The following is an 18,543-nucleotide window of genomic DNA, read 5'->3' as shown; positions in this document are numbered from 1 at the left end:
ACAAAGCCGCCAACGGGTTTTTTGAAAGGGAAATGGAGAATGAGCGATCTGCAGAGCAGCGATCCGGAGAGCCCGACGCATCCGGAACTGGATGTGCGTCAAAGCTCGCACCCTGAACTGGAGGACTATGCCGGCGGCCTGATACAGGCGCGTGTGGGATTCATTCCGCTATGGCTTCTCGTCGTCTACGTGCTGCTGTTCGCCTGGGGGCTGTACTACATGTATGTTTATTGGGGCGGGCTCGGGCCCGGCCGTCTGTTCTAAGTAGACGGTCGCAAGGGCTGGCAAGACAGGAGTGATGGAGACGATGATAGCCAAAATTCTCCTTGGGGTCGCCGCATTGAACCTCCTTTTCCTGTGCTTCGAGGTGGCGATAAACGTGCTTCGTCTTTATTTCGGCTGACATAGGAGCAGCGGATGCTACAGGACACAGTCTTCAAGCTTGCTGACGCCGGCTTGCCGCAGATGCTTGGCTTCCTCATCTATGGCGGCTGCACCGTCGGCTTTATCATCTATCTTTTGTATCTTGTGCGGCAATAGCGCCGCGTCCACGCCACTGCGCAACGCCAATGATCTACTACCTCGTGATCTTCGCCGCTGGATTTGCCGGCAGCTTTCATTGCATCGGCATGTGCGGCGGCTTTGCCTGCGCGCTGGGCCGCGATCAGCGAGGGGGAGGCGCAACCGTCCTTCGCCACCTGCTCTATAATACCGGCCGATTGACAACCTATTGCTTTCTGGGCGGGCTCGCGGGCGCGATCGGTCAGGTCATCTGCACCACGCAAGGGCTAACGGCGGCGCCGCTCTTGAACGGCTCCCTCGACATCGCCCAACGAATTCTCGCGATCGTCGCTGGCCTGCTCATGATTGCCATGGCGTTGCAGTTCTTAGGCTTGCTGCAGGTCTTTCATCGCCTTGCGATCGGATTTGGCGGCAGCACATTTGCATTGTCCCTGCGCGGTCTGTTGACGGCCCGGAGCAGCGCCGCACCGCTCGCCTTTGGCGTTTTCAACGGCTTCCTGCCATGTCCCCTGGTCTATGCCTTCGCCGCCCAGGCGGCGAGCACCGCCGGAGCGCTTCCTGGATTTCTCGTCATGGCATCGTTCGGACTGGGAACCTTCCCCGCGATGTTGATGATGGGCGGCGTTGGCCGGATACTCGGGCCAGCCTGGCGGCGGCGCGGCGTGCGGCTGGCTGGTGGCTTTATTCTTTTGCTCGGTCTCATCACGCTCGGCCGTGGTCTCCTGCCTTCCGACGCGCATATCGGCCTTGCCTGGCCGGGCGGGCATCCCGCATGACTGCGCATGGCGATATCCTCTGTAGCCATTGTTCGCTGCCCGTCGGTCTGCGCCCGATGGAGCGCAGGCTCAACGGAGAGGCTTGCGCGTTCTGCTGCTACGGCTGTTGTATCGCCTTTCAGGTGAAGAGCGGCAGACACGAAGAGTGGGAAGCCGCCTGGCTTCTGATCCAGCTCGGCGTGGGAGGCTTTCTCTCCATGAATATCATGATGTTCAGCCTCCTCCTCTATTCGGACGCGTTCACCGGCGTCGATGCGGGCGTGCTGCCGTGGATTCACTTTTTGCTCTGGATCTTCGCCACGCCGGCGGTGGTGATTCTCGGCGGACCCTATCTGCGCGACATGTGGCTCAATGGCATTCAGGGACGAGTGACGTCGTCGGCACTCATCGTGCTTGGCGTCGCTGCCGCTTACCTCTATTCCGCATTTGCCGTGTTCGAGGGCAGCACGCATGTCTATTTCGACACCGCCGTGATGGTGCTGATGCTATTCACAGTTGGCCGCTATCTCGAGGCTGTTGGCCGCGCCAGGGCGGCGCGCGACCTCGAACCTCTTCTGGCCGCAGAAAGCGAGAGCGCGACCGCGGTCGATGGCGCGGCAGAGATCCGCCGTCCGGTGCGGGAGGTGACGGCCGGCATGCTGGTGCGGGTCCGGCCGGGCGAGCGCATTCCGGTCGACGGCGTGGTTGTCGAGGGGGAATCGAACACCGATGAAGCCGTGATTACCGGAGAAAGCCGGCAAGTGACAAAGCGCGCCGGCTCCAAGGTGATTGCCGGCAGTATCAATATCGACGGCCCGCTCCTGATCCAAAGCAGCGGTGACGGAACCGCAACCCGCTGGGCACGGATTTGCCGGTCGGTGCGCGAAGCGCTGGGCCGTCGCAGTCCAACCCAGCGCCTTGCCGATCGCGTCGTTGGCGTGTCCGTGCCGCTCGTCCTCGCCCTCGGCGGGCTGACGATCGTTTACTGGGCCCAGTCATTGCCGTTCGATCGGGCGTTGCTGATTGGCCTCTCGGTGCTGGTGGTTGCCTGTCCTTGTGCCGTCGGCCTCGCTGCTCCGATGGCGATATCGCTCGGCATCGGCCGGCTGGCGCGGCACGGCTGCCTCGTCCGCGACCCCGGCGTGCTCGAGACCCTCGCGCGTGTACGGTTGCTCGCCTTCGACAAGACCGGCACTCTGACGGCGGGCAAAGCGCGTCTCGTCGGCGTCGACCGCGAGGAGGTCGGCATCGACGAAGTACTGGCGCGCGCCGCCGGTCTGGAGCGCCATTCCGAGCATGGTCTGGCGCGGGCCATCACGGCAGCCGCCGCTCAGCGGGGCATCACGCCGCTCGTCACCCGCGAGATCCGGATGGTTCCCGGCCGTGGCATCCGCGGCAGCGCCGAAGGCCGGCCCGTGGCGGCAGGGAACGGCAGATTGATGAATGATCTGGGCTGGCCGCTTCCCCCGTCGCTGGCCGAGCGTGCGCGGTCGCTGGAGGCGAGCGGTCATTCGGTGGTCTATGTCGGTTGGGGCGAGCGGGTTCACGCCGTGCTGTCGCTCGATGATTCGCCGCTTCCCGAGGCGCAGGCCACGATCGCGGCCCTGCGTGAGCGCGGGCTCGACGCCACGCTGTTGACCGGCGACTTGGCGCAAGCGGCGGAGCGGATCGCGGCCCTGGTCGGGATCAAGGACGTCCAAGCGGGCCTTTCGCCTGAGGCCAAACGGCTGGCCCTGGATCGGCTCCGCCATGACCACGATTCGGTGGCGATGGTCGGCGATGGACTGAATGACGGGCCGGTTCTGGCCGCCGCAGATGTCGGTATTGCCGTCGGCTCCGCCACCGATCTCGCCCGCGAGACCGCGGCGCTCGTGCTGCCTGCGGACGGATTGTGGATGCTGCCCTGGATCGTCGACGTGGCCCGCGCGGTCCGCAGGACCATCTTGACCAACCTTATGTGGGCGTTCGGCTACAACCTCGTCGCCCTGACGTTCGCAGCATCCGGACTTCTGCAGCCAATCCTTGCGGCGGCGGTCATGGCCGGCTCGAGCATCCTCGTGGTGGTGAATTCGCTGCGGCTGGAGCGGCTGCCCGATCCTGTTCCAACGCTGGTCCCGGAGCAACGATCCGGCGCCGAGGCGGAGCGCGCCCAGAATGGTGCCGGCATTTCGGCAATGGCCGGCCCGGCCGTCGAGCGGAGTTGAGTTTCGTTTCAGCCAAACACGTCGTGCGTGAAGGCGTCGTACCATCCTTCCGCCGCGCGCGCAGCCTGCCGACGGACCTCGGAGCTTTCCTCGACCTTGCTGACGAAGCTGATGACGCTCTTGAGCTTTCCGTCGACGGGCTTGAAGCTGATGGCGTTGCTGAACGCATCGTCGGGGGCGAGATAAGTGTAGCAGGTGTTGAACAAATGCGCCGGGAAACGCGCTGATCCGGTGAGATCGGCCGCGATGGCAAAGGCGCAGGCTTTGGCCTGGCTGTTGGCGCAGAAGGCGGATTTCGGCATATCCCCGCCGATGATCGCGTCGCCGACCAGATGGACGCCGGGCTGCAGCGCCGATTCGAAGGTGACCGGATCGACCGGACACCAGCCCGACTGATCGGCGAGCCCTGCCTGCTGCGCCAAGCGCCCGGCCATTTGCGCCGGGATGACATTGGCCACCGCGGCCTTGAATGTTGCTCCCTCGGTGATCACCGACCGGGTCTTCGCGTCGATCGCCGTGACCCCGCCAGTGAACTGGGCCGGTAGCCATTCGATCATTCCCGGATAGTGGCGGTTCCAAGCGTCCTGGAACAGGTCCTGCGCGTTGAAGCTGTCTTTCGCATCGAGGATCAGAATTTTGGCCTTGGGTTTGCTGCGCTGGAAATAGGAGGCGATGAGCGAAGCGCGCTCATAGGGGGCGGGCGGACAGCGAAACGGATTCGGCGGGACGACGATGACGAATAGGCCGCCATCCTCCATGCTTTCCAGTTGCTGGCGCAACAGCCTGGTTTGCGGCCCTGCATTCCAGCCGTGCGGCATGATCTCCATCGCAGCTTCGTCATAGCCCCTAAGCGCCCGATCCCTGAATGCAATGCCTGGCGCAACAACGAGACGGTCGTAGCTGAGCTTCGAACCGTTGTTCAGCGCAACGGTTTTCGCCGCCGGGTCAATCGCTTCAGCGGCCTCATGAATGACGGTGATGCCGTATTGCTTTGCCAGCGCTTCATAACCATGGCTGAGCGATTTGAACGGGCGGAGCCCGGCGAGATAGAGATTGCTGAAGAAGCAGGTCGTGTAGCTCCGCCGCGGTTCGACCAGGGTCACCTCGATAGCCGTGGCGCTGACGGCGAGATATCTGGCGACCGTTGCGCCGCCGATGCCGCCGCCGATCACGACGACACGCGCCTTGGCCTGGCCCCGCGCCTTCGGCTGGTTGAGCGCCGTTAGCAAGGCTGCTCCAGTCAGGCGGCCGAACTCGCGACGCGTCCAGAATTTCATGGCGCGCTACTTTCCCTGCGCTGCGACGTAGCGCGCGACGCTCGCGATCTCCTCGTCGCTGAGCGACAGCGCGATAGCGTGCATGATGTGATTTGGACTCTCGCTCGCCCGGTAGGCAAGCAGGGCTTTGGTGAGCCTCTCCTCACCAAGCCGGATGATGCTGGGAATGCCTGCGCCGCCGCCATCGAGGCGATGGCAGGACGCACAGGTCGCGGCGAGTTGAGCGCCTTGATCGGCCCCCGCCGCCGCGCCGGATTGGCTGACGAGAAGCACGAGGCCCATGGCAATCGCAGATCTCGCGACGGGGCGCATGCTGAATACCCGTCTGTTTCGGAGTTTTCCGGTCACGCTCCCACTCAACTTGTCACGCCATAATTCGCGCAGTCGATTGCTTCGCCACCTCAACCGACCGTGAGCTGGTGCGACAACTTATAGACGGCACCGCCGTCTTCCTCCCAGACGAAATCGAGCCGGCCGCTCTCTGTCGCGCGCAGGGAAAATTCGAAGAACGGGTTAGCCGAAATCGCCTCGTGTAGATCGACGCTGAACACCACGGCATCGTTACAGCGGCAGACAAACTTGTTAATGATCTTGCGCGGGATCACATTGCCTTGATCATCGTGGCGCAGCCCTGTTTCCATCTCATGGCTGATGATGGTCTTGACCTGAAAGACGTCGCCCTTCGCCGCAGCGCTTGGTACGATCACGCGTGGTGTGGGGGTGATCACTGTCCGGCTCCCTCTCTGATGTCAGGCGCAGCCATTGGTGGCGACGTCAACCCAAGCCGTGGTCATCAGCAGATTGCCGTCATTCATTTCGGCGACAGCGATGACATGCTGCGGTTTGGCAAGGCGGATGCGGGTCGACACGCGGGGCAGGCTGCGTTGCGGGACGAAATGGAAACTCGCCACTTCGATGATCGGGTTCTGCGGCGCGAACACACGGATGTGCCTCACGTGGTCGGCCTCAGTCATGGGGCTGTCGATGTCGAGGCTCATAGGCACGGTGTAACCGGTCGGGAAGACCGCCGGCATTATCAGGTGAAGGCGGTCCGACTCCGTGGCCGTCCGCCCGGTGAGCTGTTTGACGAGTTCCAGCGCTTCATCGTTCGCACGCGCGCTCAGCGGCGAGGAGAGCGCGACTCCGGCAAACCCTGCACTCCCGGCGATCAACACATCGCGGCGCGTCAAGTTCATCATCCCGGTCTCCGCCTTTTTTGCGTCACTCCGAAGACACACATCAACAGCGGCAGGAGGCGGCGCAATCGGACACATCAGTGCGGCAGCTTTGAAGTTTAGCACCGCCAACCGCTGCGAGCAAATCTCTTAGAAGTGCCCAAGGTCTCTTAGCCGCCCTCGAAACGGTCAAGGCATTGCAGGAAAGGACGCTCCTGCGTTTGTCGGATTTCTAAGCACGCTCTTGCCCGGCTATCAGACGCTCGAACTGACTGGAGCGCTCTGAACAGCGCCAGCGCAATGTCGGATCTACAAGCATGTGCGACATTCATGATAAGGCTGAAGAAGGACCGGTTAGGGTCAGATCGCGTCGATGTTCGCGACGACCTGAATGTCCGCTCTCGTGTATCCCAGCCTAAGGCGGCCTGTCCGCAATCGTGACCCGTTTCAGACATTCGTGACCGGCGTCATAAGAAGCGCCCATCACCCACTGGACTCCACTGAGGGAAGCCGACCTTCCCCCAGCCTTTCGCCAGGCACGGATCTTTGCCAACCGCACATTTGAAGCCTATGGTTCCCACATCGGCCGCCAGCGCTTCGGACGCAGCCGACAGTAAGAGGTACGTGCTCTTGCCCTATGGGAGAGAGAGCCATGCCCCAATCCCTTCTTCGCAACCATGTATTGAAAACCCTCTCCTCGGAGGATTTCGCGCTTTTGAAGCCCTCACTGCATCACGTCGAACTGGGCATCAAAGACCAGCTGGAAGTCTCTTATCAGCCGATCGAGCATGTGTATTTCCCAGAGATGGGCATCGCGTCAGTGGTCGCTACGATGACCGATGAGCGGCAAAGCGAAGTCGGCATCGTCGGCCATGACGGCATGACAGGAGTTGCCGTTATTCTCGGCCAGGACAAGTCGCCCAATGAAACCTATATCCAAGTCGCAGGTAATGGCTGGATCCTCCCGGTTGAAGCTCTTCGCTCTGCGATTGCAGAGAGCCAATCCCTTCGCGAGTCACTGCTTCGCTATGCCCACGCGTTCCTCATCCAGTCGTCCCGGACGGCACTGGTCAACGGCCACTCCAAAATCGAGGAGCGGCTGGCCCGCTGGTTGCTGATGGTCCAAGACCGGGTCGAAGGAGATAAGATCTACCTGACGCATGAGTTTCTGGCGACCATGCTTGGCGCTCGGCGCCCGGGCGTTACTACGGCCCTCCAAATGCTTATGCCGAGAAGCAATGCGCCGCTGAGTCGACGTTTGCAGCAAATGCGGCATGCGCTAGCAGTCAAGAGTACCGGTCAGTCGGGGAGCTTTGTCATCTCGACCCTGTTATAGCCAATCGCCCGAAAAACCGGCTCGGCGCAGTCCGGCGATGATGGCCGGCACGCGGCGCATCAGGCGCCACAGGAAGCCCGAGCGGTAGTTCTCTATCATCAGAATGATCGGCCCCTGATTGATGCCGACATGGTCCGGCGATACCCAACCGCATGGCCGGCCGTCGGCGGCTGCTATTGTCGGATTGAAGCTTGCGGTGAAGCCGTAAGGGTTGCCGTCGTGCAGGTCGATCTCGTGGAATAGCGCAGTGCCGGCAGAACGATCTCTGGCGCAAAGGGCAATGAGGTAATCGCTGCCCACGGCGACAACGTCCCATCATCAGGGCCGAATGGCGCACCGCGCGCCAGATAGCCGAAGAAGCGGCGGCCACCGACCGTGATTTGGCGTTTTGTCGGGCTTGGGCCGTCGCTGGCGGTGATGCCCCAGCAATTCTCGCCATAACCGCTGAAGCCCTTCGGATTGCGAATGGCGTAGTCGCGTTGCAGGTAGGTTGCCTCGCGGCTGTTCTCGAAATAGTCGCAGTCGTGGTTGCGCATGGAAGCATCGCGGATGCCGCGAAAATCGATCCAGATATGCGAGAGCTGGTGGATGAAAAGTGGACCGGCGTAAACCAATTCCCGGCCATAGATCTTTTTCCACTTGTGTGGATAGCCAGGCCGCATAGCTCTCGGGCGGCAGCGGATGGGTTGGCGAGCCGAGGCCCAACACATAAAGGATCACCGCTTCGTCGTAGCCTTGCCAGCGATAGCGCAGGAAGCCTTTTCCAGGCCGCCAGCCATGGGTGACGGTCGCGCCGCCGTTCTGCGCCCATCGCCAGTCGGCGCGCCGGTAGAGCGCATCGGCAAGCCGCCGGATTTCCAGTTCGGATTCATCGTCCTCGCCAAAATAGGCGCCGCCGGCCAGCGCACCGGCAAGCAGAAGCGCCGTATCGACCGTGGACAGCTCACACTTCCAGACGCGGCGGCCGGTCTCCATGTCGAGGAAATGGTAATAAAAGCCCTTGTGGCCCGTTGCGTCGGCTTCGGGCCCTTGCGGCGCGTTCCAGAAGAAGCGAAGCGTGGCGAGCGTCCGTTCAGCGGCGGCGGCGCGCGTCATGAAACCGCGCTCGACACCGACGGGATAGGCCGACAGGGCGAGCCCGACGGCGGCGATGCTGGCCGGTGACCCCGGGGTGTTGCGGTCGGCGATCAGGCCATTCGCCGGGTTGGCCTCTTTGAGAAAATAGTCGAAGGACAGGCGCTGGATGTCCGAGAGAAGCTCGTCGTTTTGCGGGTGGTCGCTCGATGCATCCATGGCTATCGAAATAGAGGGGTTCGCTGCGCTTCCCACCTTTTTGGTCGTCTTGTCGCCTTTGGGTCATGTCACGACGATGCTCGCGCTGGCCCAGGTGTCTTTATAACTAAGCTCGAAACCAGAAACCGGGCCGGATGCTGTTTCCTCGAGGATTGCAATGATCGTACATTTAGTAGACGGCACATACGAACTGTTTCGCCACTTCTACGGCCAACGCCGGTTCAACAACGGCCAAGACAAGCCGTTTGGCGCAGTCCTCGGCGTGCTGAACACAGTGCTGGAGATGATCGAGAATGGCGCCACACACATTGGGGTGGCTACCGATCATGTAGTCGAATCGTTTAGAAATCAGCTCTGGCCCGGCTACAAAACCGGGGATGGCATCGAGCCGGCGTTGCTCGCGCAGTTTCACCCCCTCGAGGGAGCCTTGGCGGCGATGGGAGTGGCGGTCTGGCCGATGATCGAGCTGGAAGCCGATGACGCGCTGGCCTCCGCGGCGCGCAGCGCGGTTGCCGATGAGCGCGTGCAGAAGGTGTGCATCTGGACGCCGGACAAGGATCTCGCGCAGTGTGTGCGCGGTGACCATGTGGTCCAGGTAGACCGCAGGGCCCAGAAAATTCGCGATGCCGCCGGTGTACGCGAGAAGTTCGGAGTTGAGCCCGCCCTGATTCCAGATTTCCTCGCGCTCGTCGGTGATGCCGCCGATGGCTATCCGGGTCTCGAAGGCATCGGCCTGGTCTCGGCCGCCCGGCTGCTTGGCCGCTACGGCCCTCTTGAACGCCTTCCGCCTGAAGCCCTCGGCAAGCGTAGAGAGCTCGCGCTTTTGTTCAAAAATCTCGCGACGCTGCGCACTGACGCTCGGCTGTTCGATAACGTCGAAGAGCTGCGCTGGCGCGGCCCGACCAAAGCATTCGAGACGTGCGTGATCCAGCTGACTGACACCCGGCTCCTCGCACGTGCTCTCAACGCTCGCCGCAACTGACTTCGGGAGGCGAGGTCTGGAAGCGGCCTTTAGAAGGCTAGCGTCGCTTCCCGATCGCACAGGGGCACTGTGCACGCGAGAACAGTCTGGAATAAGAGACACGCAAATGTACCGGCTGGTGGCAGGCGCTCACACAGCATCTGAGTTGTGGGTGGCGTTCAATGGCCATACTAGCGTCACACCTACGACGTTTCAGGAGACTGAACCTGCCAGCCATTGGAGGAGAAGCAGCCGCAGGAGCGGAACGTTTTGTCAGCAGACAATAGGGTCCCGTTGCAGAGCATCTCCCCGAACGCTGCGCCGGTGCTATGGTGTGCCCGCTATATGGGGCATGCCCGCAGTCACCCGCCGTACACTTCTTGCGTTCACCGCCGTTGCGTCTGTCGTTGAACCGACGTTTGCTGAAGGCGAAGGTACCTCGCGCGAACTGCAGGCGCTGATCGCAAGCCATGAAACCGCCTATGCCGCGCTCCATAGGGTTGTTCATCGATCGGGCAGCAACTGGCACGACCGCAAGATGGCAGACCGAATTGAAGAGCAATCCTTGATGGCCATCTGTTCCTATCCTGCGACCAGCCGAGGCGACCGCCGGGTCAAGGCCGAGTACCTGCTGACTGTTGAGGCGCGGGGCGACTCGACTTGGAAGAGCACATGCAGGCCATCTTGCGCTCAACGATGCGGGGCTGATCGATCGCAGTACCCGCGGGGGAACCAGACCGCGCGTTGCCGGAGCGCGGCGCGGCCTCGGAGCAATGTGACGACGCAGACATTCTGTTTGGGTTACCGCGCAGAAAAGAAACCCGAAGATGCTTCAATCCCCCGCGAAGGCCGCCTCATCGGCTGGTAGCGAGCCCCTGCGCTATGCGCCGCACAGACATCACAACGCCAGGCCCGACACGAGAAGTATGCAAATTGGTGGAAATTCCCGGAAGCGGCTCATTTTCGACAATCGCCAACACCTCATCGGCTGACCGTGCCAATCGGAGTCGCTCCCGAACATGAGCTACTCGAAGCAGCCGGCATCTTTGCGAAAGGGCAGGGAGGAAGGCGGAAGTAGCAGAGCGCGGCCAGAGTACAGTCTAGATGAGCTCCGAAGGAGGCTTGGTGCGCTCGAGGCGCGGTTCCGGCGAGGCCGGTCTTCATCTTCCCCAACGCAGCAAAGGTCGCTCTGTCACGCTATATACGGGTGAGAGGCAAAAAAGCAGGTTTGATTTTCGGAGAAATCAAAGGTAATCAAAAAAATTGCACGTGAGGGGATGCGGGTGCGCCGGAATCGCATCTGGCAGAGAATGGGATGCCCCCACCCTAAAAACTTTCTTATCCAGAATTAGCATCGCTGTTGGGCCGAGCTGGTGCGCGTATCGGCCTCACTAGCGATTGCAGTACCCCTTGCGCGCTTGCGCGCACGCGGGGGAATTCCTGTATAAGCGATAACAGTCGACTTGGCGACCGGTCCTTACTGTCGTCCAGGTCGGCGACCACCCTATGCCACCTTTCTATCTCGCCATCTCGCTCGTTATTAATCTTGCCCTTCGTGGGAGGGCTGTGTGGTGTTGGAAACAGGTGAGCAGGAATATTATCGGCAGCTTGGCGGCATGAAGAAATCTTAAAAAATGCATTCCGAGATACGTTTCTGGATGTGAAGCTAACGACAATCTTCAATTTGATTCGTATAGAATCGCGTGTTGTGAACGCGTAGTTGAGGAGCCCCCGAAATGAACGCAAAGCTCAAAAGCAAGCCCGTCGCAAGGTAATTCTTCATGGATATCTTAATAAAGAACCGTTGAAAGATATTGCGACCAAGATCGGATGCTCACTGGCGAGTTTAAGAGTCAGCGCCAGTAAACTCGGTCGCACTCGAACCCCGACGGAGGCGGCGGAATTTCGCGTGGCTTTCATATGCCGGAACACAAACGGGAAGATTGCAACCAGTTGCTGATCTCTGGACGGTATAAATCTCGCGATTGCGCGCAAATTCTGGGAGTCTTAACAGTGTAACCATCGGATTTCGAGTAAGATTATTACAGACGGATATTATCGCTTGAAGACTTTCTGTAGATCACGAATAACTTTATTCTGGCTGGTGAAACTTTGGGAGGGGTAGAAAATGACTCTGATGGATAGACACAGTGATGCTGTTTCGGGTAGCCGATACATTGCGATAACGACCAAGTATAACCATGAGGCGCATACGACGCGGCCCTCTTATGTTTTTCCTCCAGATCGTGCATCGGGCGCAGGGGTCGGGGAGCCAAGAGCACGCAGCCTGGAATCCATAACCGGCATGCTTGATCGCATCGGCTGCGGCTATCTCGTGCTGAACCGCGAGAGGAAAGTGGTCGAATGGAACGCAGCCGCTCAAACCACGCTGGAGCGCCAGGGAGAAGTGGCCGATACGGCCAGCGGTCTTTCGGTGGCCTTGAGGCGGCTGATCGCGAATGTTCCGGCCCATTTCCTGCCGGGCTCACTATCGTGGGTGGTGATCCGCAGCAACGGCGACAGGCCGGTGATATTGAACGAGAACGGGTTTATCGCTCCTGACGGAACGAGCATTGTGGCGTTACTGGACCGCGAGAACAGGTCGGGGCCAAATCCTCAGACACTGCAAAAGATGTTTGGCTTGACGAGCGCGGAAACGCACTTGGCGTTGCGCTTGGCTCAGGGCGATGCGCCGCTGGAGATCGCCCGCAGTTGGCGCCTCAGCCGCACCACGATCCGCTCCCAGCTTGCCTCGCTGTTCGCCAAGACCGAAACGAAACGTCAGGCGGAACTGGTGGCTCTTCTTGGGCGCATTTCAGTCTTGCCATAAGGCCGTCGTTTGGATCCATCTCAGCAGACAGCCAATCCCGAAACGCTTTGATTTTCCGCTGGGCGATGGCGCGGGGCGGGCAGAGGAGTATGAATCTCGAACAGAGAGTCACTCGCAGGCACCAAAGCCGCAATGGCGTCTACGGACAAACACACAGGCAGGTGGTTGATAGCTACTGCTGTGCTTGGGGTCGCCTACTTCGTAGCCTATTCATATTCCCCTGGTTTGATGCGCCTCATCGGCATCGCGTTTGTAATTTGCGCCTACTACCGTACGCAGAATCCTTAGATATCACCGGCCTTGTGGTTGCCCTATTATGCCCCCGGCCGCTTGTTCTTGACGTAGTCCAAAGCCTCGACGTGCGTCCCGTCGACATCTGAACTCGTCCACCTGGGCAGCTATCAGCCGGCATCGGCATTTCTGCGTGAATGTGCTGCGTGCCGACCAGATGGCGATTGCCGACCGCTTTGCCGGGCGCGGTGGCCTGAAGGGGTCGGCGCGCTACGAGGGCGCTCGCTGGTTCAGCCTTGTAACCGGCGCACTAGCCCTCGACGAGGCGCTTGCCTCGGTCGACTGCACGGTTGAGGATACTGTTATTCGCCACAGCCACGCGCTGATCCTCGGCAGCATCCGGCATGTGGTGAGCGGAGAGCCCGGCCCGGCGCTGATTCTATCATCACGGCGAATACGGATCGTCGTAAACGCATTTCGGTTCCTGGTGCTTGGCGGCGCAGTGAAGGTCCAGACATTCAAATGAGGCTTTGATCTAGAATGCCTTGGAGAGAAACAGAAAAGCTAGGCAGGTCTTCGGCGTCCAGCCAAAGCCGCAGGCTAGAAGTGATTCCCAGCCATTTTGTCGTCCGCCACAAGGTTACAAAACTCATCGTAAGTAACTGACTTACCAGAGATACCTAGAGTTCGATCCTCTCTCGCAGCACCAGATTTTCCCATCATTTTGAACGCTTAAGTCACGTTGTCACTTCTTCCTTTCGGCACGGACAAGCGAACATAGGCGCAACACGGCTCTGGAATCCGTGGACAAACCGTGGAGTTTGTTCGCCTTGCGTTTACGGGTCGGCAGCAAATCGGCCCGCATGCTCTCCTCCGAGACCACCACATGTTCATAGCGCGCTTTTGACTTCGCGTCTTTTTCATAGCGCACTATTGACTTCGCGTCTTTCCAGCGGCCTGTGCTGACCAGCCCACGCGCATCGATCTTGAGTAGCGCCGCATCCGAGGTCGAGGCCTGGGCGGATGCGATGCTGGAGGCCGGTGAGCCGTCCAACCGCTCCATAGCTGACAGGCTCGTCAACCTTGGGACCATCGTTAACTGGGGCAAGCGCCTAAGATGGCGGCCATCTAGCCGCCATTGGCGCCAAGCGAAGTTGCGCCGAAATGCAACGGGATCGGCGCGCTACGCGTTGCGCTCGTCCAAACGCGACTGCTGGTCGGCGGCATCGGCCGATTCGCCCAGCGTGTCGGCGACCGTGGCACCTCGCGCACCAATCGGCTGCTGCGCACCTGTGGTGGTGTCCATCGCTGTCTGATGCTCCATCTCGGAATTCAGCTCCGCACCTACAACCAGGATAATCACGGAGAACCAGGTCCACATCATTAGCCCGATGACTGCCCCAAGGGCTCCATACGTGGCGTTGTAGTTGGCAAAGTTTTCAAGATAATAGGAGAAGCCTATAGAGACTGCGATCCAGACCACAGCGGCGAGGAAGGCGCCCCATGTCGCCCATTGCCACTTTGCCCTTTCCCGGCTGGGTCCGTAGCGGTAAATCAGCGTGATCCCGACGCCCACCATGATCAGCATCATCGGCCACCGAAAGATCCGCACAAGGGCTTCGGTCCAGCCGCCGAGGTTCAGCAGCACAAGCATGGCCGGCACAAGCCCGACCGAGACGACAAAGCCGATACCAATGAGGATGGCGCCAAGTGTGAAGCCCAAGGCCAGGAGATTCAGATGGATAAAGCCGCGCTTTTCACTCTCCTCGTAGGCGATGTTCATGGCTTCGAATAGCGTCTTTATGCCGTTACTAGCGCTCCACAGTGCGACGGCAAGGCCGAAGATGAAGCCGAAGCCGAGCGCGCCCGTCTTCTGAGCGGCCAAGGACGCAAGCTGAGATCTGATAATATCCAGACCTCCCGAAGGCAGTACGCCGCCAACGAACGCAATGTGCTCAGCGATCGTCTGAGGATCGGCGACGAAACCGTAGATCGACACGAAGGCGGCAAGCGCTGGAAAGAGGGCAAGAAGCAGATAGAATGCGGCCCCGGCCGCGATCAGCATAACACGGTCCTCGGTTAGCTCAGCAAAGACCCGCCACAGCACGTCCTTCCAGCCGCGGCTGGGAATCTGTGACGGCCATTCGGCATTGCGTCCGCGGCCCTCCCGTTCGGCCCGCCGCTCAAGTTGCACTTTACCTTCGTAAGCGTCCTCGGTTGTTTTCTTCGACATGGCTGCCAGCCCGGAGCATCTTCTTCGCGGGGCAAACGTATAATGGCGCCAAAGGATGCAGGTGCAGACCTGCGCTTACAAATAAACATCCGCCGCCTGCAGCAACACCTGCGCCATCCCCATGCGACGAGCTCATTTAACAGCGACACCGCCCTGCCCAGGACCCTCAGTGGCTTATTCGAGCGACCGATGAGAATAGCCTGTCAAACGGCTCCAACACTGACTCCATTATGGAGTCAATTTTGCACGCCGATTCACAATCGTTCTCGAACTGCTCGCCGCAACATTTGACCGCAACGCCCGCATCTCGACAGAGGAACTCGTAGTGCGCGGATTGGTCCGCGTCCGGAAAGCGGCCCCAGCGCCTGACGTTCAGAACGAGGATCGCCGAGAAAGTCTTTTGGCCGGTCACGACATCGGCAAGCAACTGCTTGAGTCCGTCACGGCCCTTAGACTTAGGCCGCTTTTTCTAGCGTCTTTATAGGTTTCGACGATGGTATATTCGCGCCTCTCGGCGTACTCGGCGATGGCCGCCGCCTGGTAGTGCAGTCCGAGGATGTTCCGTAACCGGTACTCCTTCGAGTAAAGCATCTCCGTCAGTCCGACGGAGAACTTCTCGGTGAGGTGAGCGTCGATGGCGCTGCCTTCATCATTGAAACGGTCGATTAACACAGACCTTGCGACGACTTGATGCTCGAGCAGCGCGCAGCAACTAGACGTCTGCCATATCGTCGCGTCGGGGGCCATCAGTCCGACACCGACGGCTGGCGCGCACCCTCTTTAGACCTTGGATAGGTTTTGCCGATATCTATCGGCGAAAAGGAGCCGGAAAGTCATGACCGAGATCTGGCACTCACTCCTCGCCAATCTTGCGTTGGTCTCCATCCTGATCGTCGCCTGGGATCTTGTGGCGGACTTCACGGGGCGTCTCCGGCAGCGGGCACAGTCGCTGCTTCTCGGCGTGGTCATGTGCGTGGGCGCGATCATTTCCATGGCGACGGCTCTGTCCGTCTCCGGCTTCGTCGTCGATCTGCGCGCCGCTTTCGTCGGCGCCGCCGCGTTCTTCGGCGGGTGGCCGGCGATGTTCATCGCTACCGCCGGCTCCATTGCCTATCGGCTCTATCTTGGCGGGCAGGGTGCCAGCGTCGGCGTCATGAGCATCCTGATCACCGCCGTCGTCGGTCTGGCATGGCACCGCATCGTCGCGGCCCGGTCGCGCACCATCCTCGATATATTCGGCCTTGGCGTGTCCGTCGCGCTCGCCGGGTTGATCACGCTCCTGGTCGTCCCCCCGCAAGTCGCCGGCCTTGTGCAGCAGAGCACGTTCCCGTCCCTGGTGTTCCGCTTCCTCAGCACCATCATCATCGGCGTGCTGCTCGATCGCCAGCAGCGGCGGCGCGATCTCGCGATGTCCAACATGATCTACCGAGCCATGGTTCGCGAGCTGCCGGATTGCTTGAACATGAAGGATGTCGACGGGCGCTTCATCGCCGCCAATCCCGCCACCGCCGAAATGATGCACGCCGCTTCGGTCGAGGATCTCATCGGCAAGACGGATTTCGATTTCTATCCGAAGGAGGTGGCCGAGCGCTTCAGGCAGGATGAGACGGGCGCGCTGGGGGCCGGGCAAACGCTGCGCATCGATCAACCCGCGCTGTTCCCTGATGGCAGGCAGGGCTGGCTTTATACGCTGAAGGCGCCGTTCCGCGACGAGGCCGGCAAGATCACCGGTGTCATCACCTACAATCGCGATATCACCGAGCAGAAGCGAAACGCCCAGCTCAAGAACGATTTCATCTCCACGGTCAGCCACGAATTGCGCACGCCGCTGACGTCCATCCGCGGCTCGCTCGGCCTGATCGCGGCCGGCGTCGCGGGCGAACTGCCGCCCAAGGCCGCCAATCTCGTCAACATCGCCCACAACAACAGCGAAAGGCTGGTTCTTCTCATCAACGATATCCTCGACATGGAGAAGATCGAATCGGGCGTGATCGCCTTCAAGATCAAGCAGATGGCTGTCCGCCCGGTCCTGGAGCAGGCCATTGCCGCCAGTTCCAATTACATGGCCGAGAGCAGGATCCGCATCGTCCTGGTCGACGATGCCCCTCGCGCCGAGGCCAATATCGACCCGGACCGCCTGCATCAGGTGATGGCGAATCTGCTGTCGAATGCGATCAAGTTCTCCGATCCTGGCGGCACCGTGATGGTAAAGCTCCAGCGTCGCGACCGCGACATGCTGCGCGTCTCGGTGATCGATCAGGGAGCGGGCATTCCCGAAGCGTTCCGCAGCCGCATATTCGGTAAGTTCGAGCAGGCCGACGCGTCCAGCACCCGCAAAAAGGGAGGGACGGGCCTGGGCTTGAGCATCGTCAAGACCATCATGGAAAAGCTGGGCGGCGCCGTATCCTTCGAGACAGAGGAAGGCAAGGGAACTTCGTTTCACGTCGACCTTGCGGAAGCGCACAGGCAGGCCGAGAAGCCAGTTTTGGTCGAGCGGCGGTCGCGGAAGCGCGATGGCCGACTGCGTGTCCTCATTTGCGAGGACGAGGCCGACGTCGCTGCGGTGATCGCAGCACTTCTGGATGCGGAGGGCTTTTCCAGCGACGTCGCACCCGACATCGCCACCGCCAAGGCGCTTCTGCGGTCCCGCGATTACGTGGCGCTGACGCTCGACATCAAGCTGGCGGGAGAATCCGGCATCAAGCTCTTCCACGATATAAGGGCATCACCGGTGAATTCCGACATTTCGGTCATCGTCATCTCCGCCGTCGCCGACGAAGCCAAGCGCTCGCTGAACGGCAGTGCCGTCGGCATCGTCGACTGGCTGGAGAAGCCGGTGGACTCGGCGCGGCTTCACGCCGCTCTCGCCAAGATCGTCGGCCGCAGGGTCGAGCCGATGGCGCAGATTCTGCATGTCGAGGACGATGAGGGCGTGCTTGCCGTGATGTCGGCAGGGCTGGGTCCGGGCGTCTCGATCGCCTCGGCGAAAACGCTGCAGGACGCCCGGCGGGCGGTCGCGAAGCGTCGCTTTGACCTGGTCATCCTGGACATAGCGCTTCCCGACGGATCGGGTCTGGACCTGCTCACCGAACTGCCGCTGGAGACCCGGGTCATCGTGTTCTCGGCGGCGGAAATGGACGAGAAACTCGGCGACCGGGTGCAGGCGATCATGACCAAGACCAGGGCCTCCGAAATCGACGTTGCGAAGCTTGTCAGAAGCATGCTGATCGCTTCTCGCGACGGCAGCGCGCCGACCCCTGCCAAGGAGAGACGATGATGCCGGCACGGATCCTATATGTGGATGACGAGGACGATATCCGCGAAATCGCCCAGATGTCGCTTGAGCTCGATCCGGAATTCGAGGTGCGGTCCTGCTCCTCCGGCGTCGCGGCGCTGACCGATGCCGTCGATTGGCAGCCCGACCTCATCCTGCTCGATGTGATGATGCCGGACATGGACGGACCGGAAACGCTGACGCGCCTGGCCGATTCGCCGCTGACGGCATCGATACCCGTGGCGTTCATCACGGCGCGCACGCAGACGCATCAGGTCGAGCGCTATCTCGCCATGGGAGCGGTCGGGGTCATCGCCAAACCCTTCGATCCGCTGGCGCTTGCAGGCGAAGTAAGGAAGCTGCTCCCGCGGCGCGATGGCCCTGCCTAGGCGCGCCAGGGCAAGGCGACGGCAAGAAGCCTGTCGGCAAGCGCCGTTTGCCGTTTACGGCTC

17 protein-coding genes and 1 pseudogene are annotated in these 18,543 nt (G+C 60.9%); 10 read left to right on the top strand and 8 right to left on the bottom strand.

Annotated features, from left to right (window positions below):
* Positions 1 to 39: 39 nt before the first annotated feature.
* The 4 genes from NKI18_RS28275 to NKI18_RS28260 all read left to right on the top strand — a co-directional run bounded on the left by NKI18_RS28275 (position 40) and on the right by NKI18_RS28260 (position 3,481).
* The gene (locus NKI18_RS28275) at positions 40 to 264 is read left to right on the top strand and encodes a hypothetical protein (RefSeq protein WP_023718671.1); all 225 of its coding nucleotides are present in this window, start codon (positions 40 to 42) and stop codon (positions 262 to 264) included.
* A gap of 153 nt (positions 265 to 417) precedes the next feature.
* On the top strand, positions 418 to 540 hold the full coding sequence (locus NKI18_RS28270; protein ID WP_352621515.1) for a hypothetical protein: 123 nt from the start codon (positions 418 to 420) through the stop codon (positions 538 to 540).
* A 29-nt stretch (positions 541 to 569) separates the two neighbouring features.
* Positions 570 to 1,298 carry a sulfite exporter TauE/SafE family protein gene (locus NKI18_RS28265; protein ID WP_352621513.1) on the top strand — a complete coding sequence of 243 codons (729 nt, stop codon included), beginning with the start codon at positions 570 to 572 and terminating at the stop codon, positions 1,296 to 1,298.
* Between the two features lie 56 nt (positions 1,299 to 1,354).
* A complete protein-coding gene (locus NKI18_RS28260) occupies positions 1,355 to 3,481 on the top strand; it encodes a heavy metal translocating P-type ATPase (protein WP_352621546.1) in 2,127 nt (708 codons plus the stop codon).
* 8 nt (positions 3,482 to 3,489) lie between these two features.
* Here the strand turns inward: NKI18_RS28260 and NKI18_RS28255 are convergent, their stop codons facing one another.
* Genes NKI18_RS28255 through NKI18_RS28240 form a run of 4 tightly spaced genes read right to left on the bottom strand, consistent with a single transcriptional unit; the run spans position 3,490 to position 5,957 of the window.
* Positions 3,490 to 4,758 carry an NAD(P)/FAD-dependent oxidoreductase gene (locus NKI18_RS28255; protein ID WP_352621511.1) on the bottom strand — a complete coding sequence of 423 codons (1,269 nt, stop codon included), beginning with the start codon at positions 4,756 to 4,758 and terminating at the stop codon, positions 3,490 to 3,492.
* Between the two features lie 6 nt (positions 4,759 to 4,764).
* Entirely contained in the window at positions 4,765 to 5,106 is a 342-nt protein-coding gene (locus NKI18_RS28250) for a c-type cytochrome (protein WP_352621509.1), read from the bottom strand.
* A gap of 53 nt (positions 5,107 to 5,159) precedes the next feature.
* Positions 5,160 to 5,486 (bottom strand): thiosulfate oxidation carrier complex protein SoxZ, encoded by a 327-nt coding sequence (gene soxZ / locus NKI18_RS28245; RefSeq protein ID WP_352621507.1) that lies wholly within the window; start codon positions 5,484 to 5,486, stop codon positions 5,160 to 5,162.
* Between the two features lie 21 nt (positions 5,487 to 5,507).
* On the bottom strand, positions 5,508 to 5,957 hold the full coding sequence (locus NKI18_RS28240; protein WP_352621505.1) for a thiosulfate oxidation carrier protein SoxY: 450 nt from the start codon (positions 5,955 to 5,957) through the stop codon (positions 5,508 to 5,510).
* 628 nt (positions 5,958 to 6,585) lie between these two features.
* On the opposite strand from NKI18_RS28240, the gene NKI18_RS28235 reads away from it, so the two are divergent.
* Entirely contained in the window at positions 6,586 to 7,269 is a 684-nt protein-coding gene (locus NKI18_RS28235; RefSeq protein WP_353021353.1) for a Crp/Fnr family transcriptional regulator, read from the top strand.
* On the opposite strand, the pseudogene NKI18_RS28230 reads toward NKI18_RS28235, so the two are convergent.
* Positions 7,264 to 8,562 (bottom strand): annotated as a pseudogene (locus NKI18_RS28230) (glucoamylase family protein). The gene NKI18_RS28235 and the pseudogene NKI18_RS28230 sit on opposite strands and share 6 nt — an antisense overlap.
* 157 nt (positions 8,563 to 8,719) lie before the next feature.
* Here NKI18_RS28230 and NKI18_RS28225 point away from each other — a divergent pair.
* The 3 genes from NKI18_RS28225 to NKI18_RS28215 all read left to right on the top strand — a co-directional run bounded on the left by NKI18_RS28225 (position 8,720) and on the right by NKI18_RS28215 (position 13,110).
* Complete coding sequence (locus tag NKI18_RS28225) at positions 8,720 to 9,544, top strand: 5'-3' exonuclease (RefSeq protein ID WP_352621305.1); 825 nt, start codon at positions 8,720 to 8,722, stop codon at positions 9,542 to 9,544.
* 2,284 nt (positions 9,545 to 11,828) lie between these two features.
* Positions 11,829 to 12,353: a helix-turn-helix transcriptional regulator gene (locus NKI18_RS28220; protein ID WP_352621304.1), complete on the top strand. Its 525-nt coding sequence runs from the start codon at positions 11,829 to 11,831 to the stop codon at positions 12,351 to 12,353.
* 376 nt (positions 12,354 to 12,729) lie between these two features.
* Positions 12,730 to 13,110 (top strand): flavin reductase family protein, encoded by a 381-nt coding sequence (locus NKI18_RS28215; RefSeq protein WP_352621314.1) that lies wholly within the window; start codon positions 12,730 to 12,732, stop codon positions 13,108 to 13,110.
* Positions 13,111 to 13,329: 219 nt separating this feature from the next.
* Here NKI18_RS28215 and NKI18_RS28210 read toward each other — a convergent pair whose 3' ends face one another.
* The 3 genes from NKI18_RS28210 to NKI18_RS28200 all read right to left on the bottom strand — a co-directional run bounded on the left by NKI18_RS28210 (position 13,330) and on the right by NKI18_RS28200 (position 15,564).
* Positions 13,330 to 13,647, bottom strand: a complete 318-nt coding sequence (locus tag NKI18_RS28210; RefSeq protein ID WP_352621302.1) for a hypothetical protein — start codon at positions 13,645 to 13,647, stop codon at positions 13,330 to 13,332.
* 120 nt (positions 13,648 to 13,767) lie between these two features.
* A complete protein-coding gene (locus tag NKI18_RS28205) occupies positions 13,768 to 14,817 on the bottom strand; it encodes a YihY/virulence factor BrkB family protein (protein ID WP_353021349.1) in 1,050 nt (349 codons plus the stop codon).
* 408 nt (positions 14,818 to 15,225) lie between these two features.
* Positions 15,226 to 15,564: a hypothetical protein gene (locus NKI18_RS28200; RefSeq protein ID WP_352621300.1), complete on the bottom strand. Its 339-nt coding sequence runs from the start codon at positions 15,562 to 15,564 to the stop codon at positions 15,226 to 15,228.
* 88 nt (positions 15,565 to 15,652) lie between these two features.
* Here NKI18_RS28200 and NKI18_RS28195 point away from each other — a divergent pair, with 88 nt between their 5' ends.
* Both NKI18_RS28195 and NKI18_RS28190 read left to right on the top strand, forming a co-directional pair.
* The gene (locus tag NKI18_RS28195) at positions 15,653 to 18,094 is read left to right on the top strand and encodes an ATP-binding protein (protein WP_353021345.1); all 2,442 of its coding nucleotides are present in this window, start codon (positions 15,653 to 15,655) and stop codon (positions 18,092 to 18,094) included.
* Positions 18,094 to 18,480, top strand: a complete 387-nt coding sequence (locus tag NKI18_RS28190; RefSeq protein ID WP_352604919.1) for a response regulator — start codon at positions 18,094 to 18,096, stop codon at positions 18,478 to 18,480. The genes NKI18_RS28195 and NKI18_RS28190 overlap by 1 nt, the downstream gene beginning before the upstream one ends.
* Positions 18,481 to 18,543 lie beyond the last annotated feature (63 nt).

This window comes from Mesorhizobium sp. M0800 (assembly GCF_040320095.1).
GTDB lineage: Bacteria > Pseudomonadota > Alphaproteobacteria > Rhizobiales > Rhizobiaceae > Mesorhizobium.
This window is presented reverse-complemented; position numbering and strand designations above follow the sequence as displayed.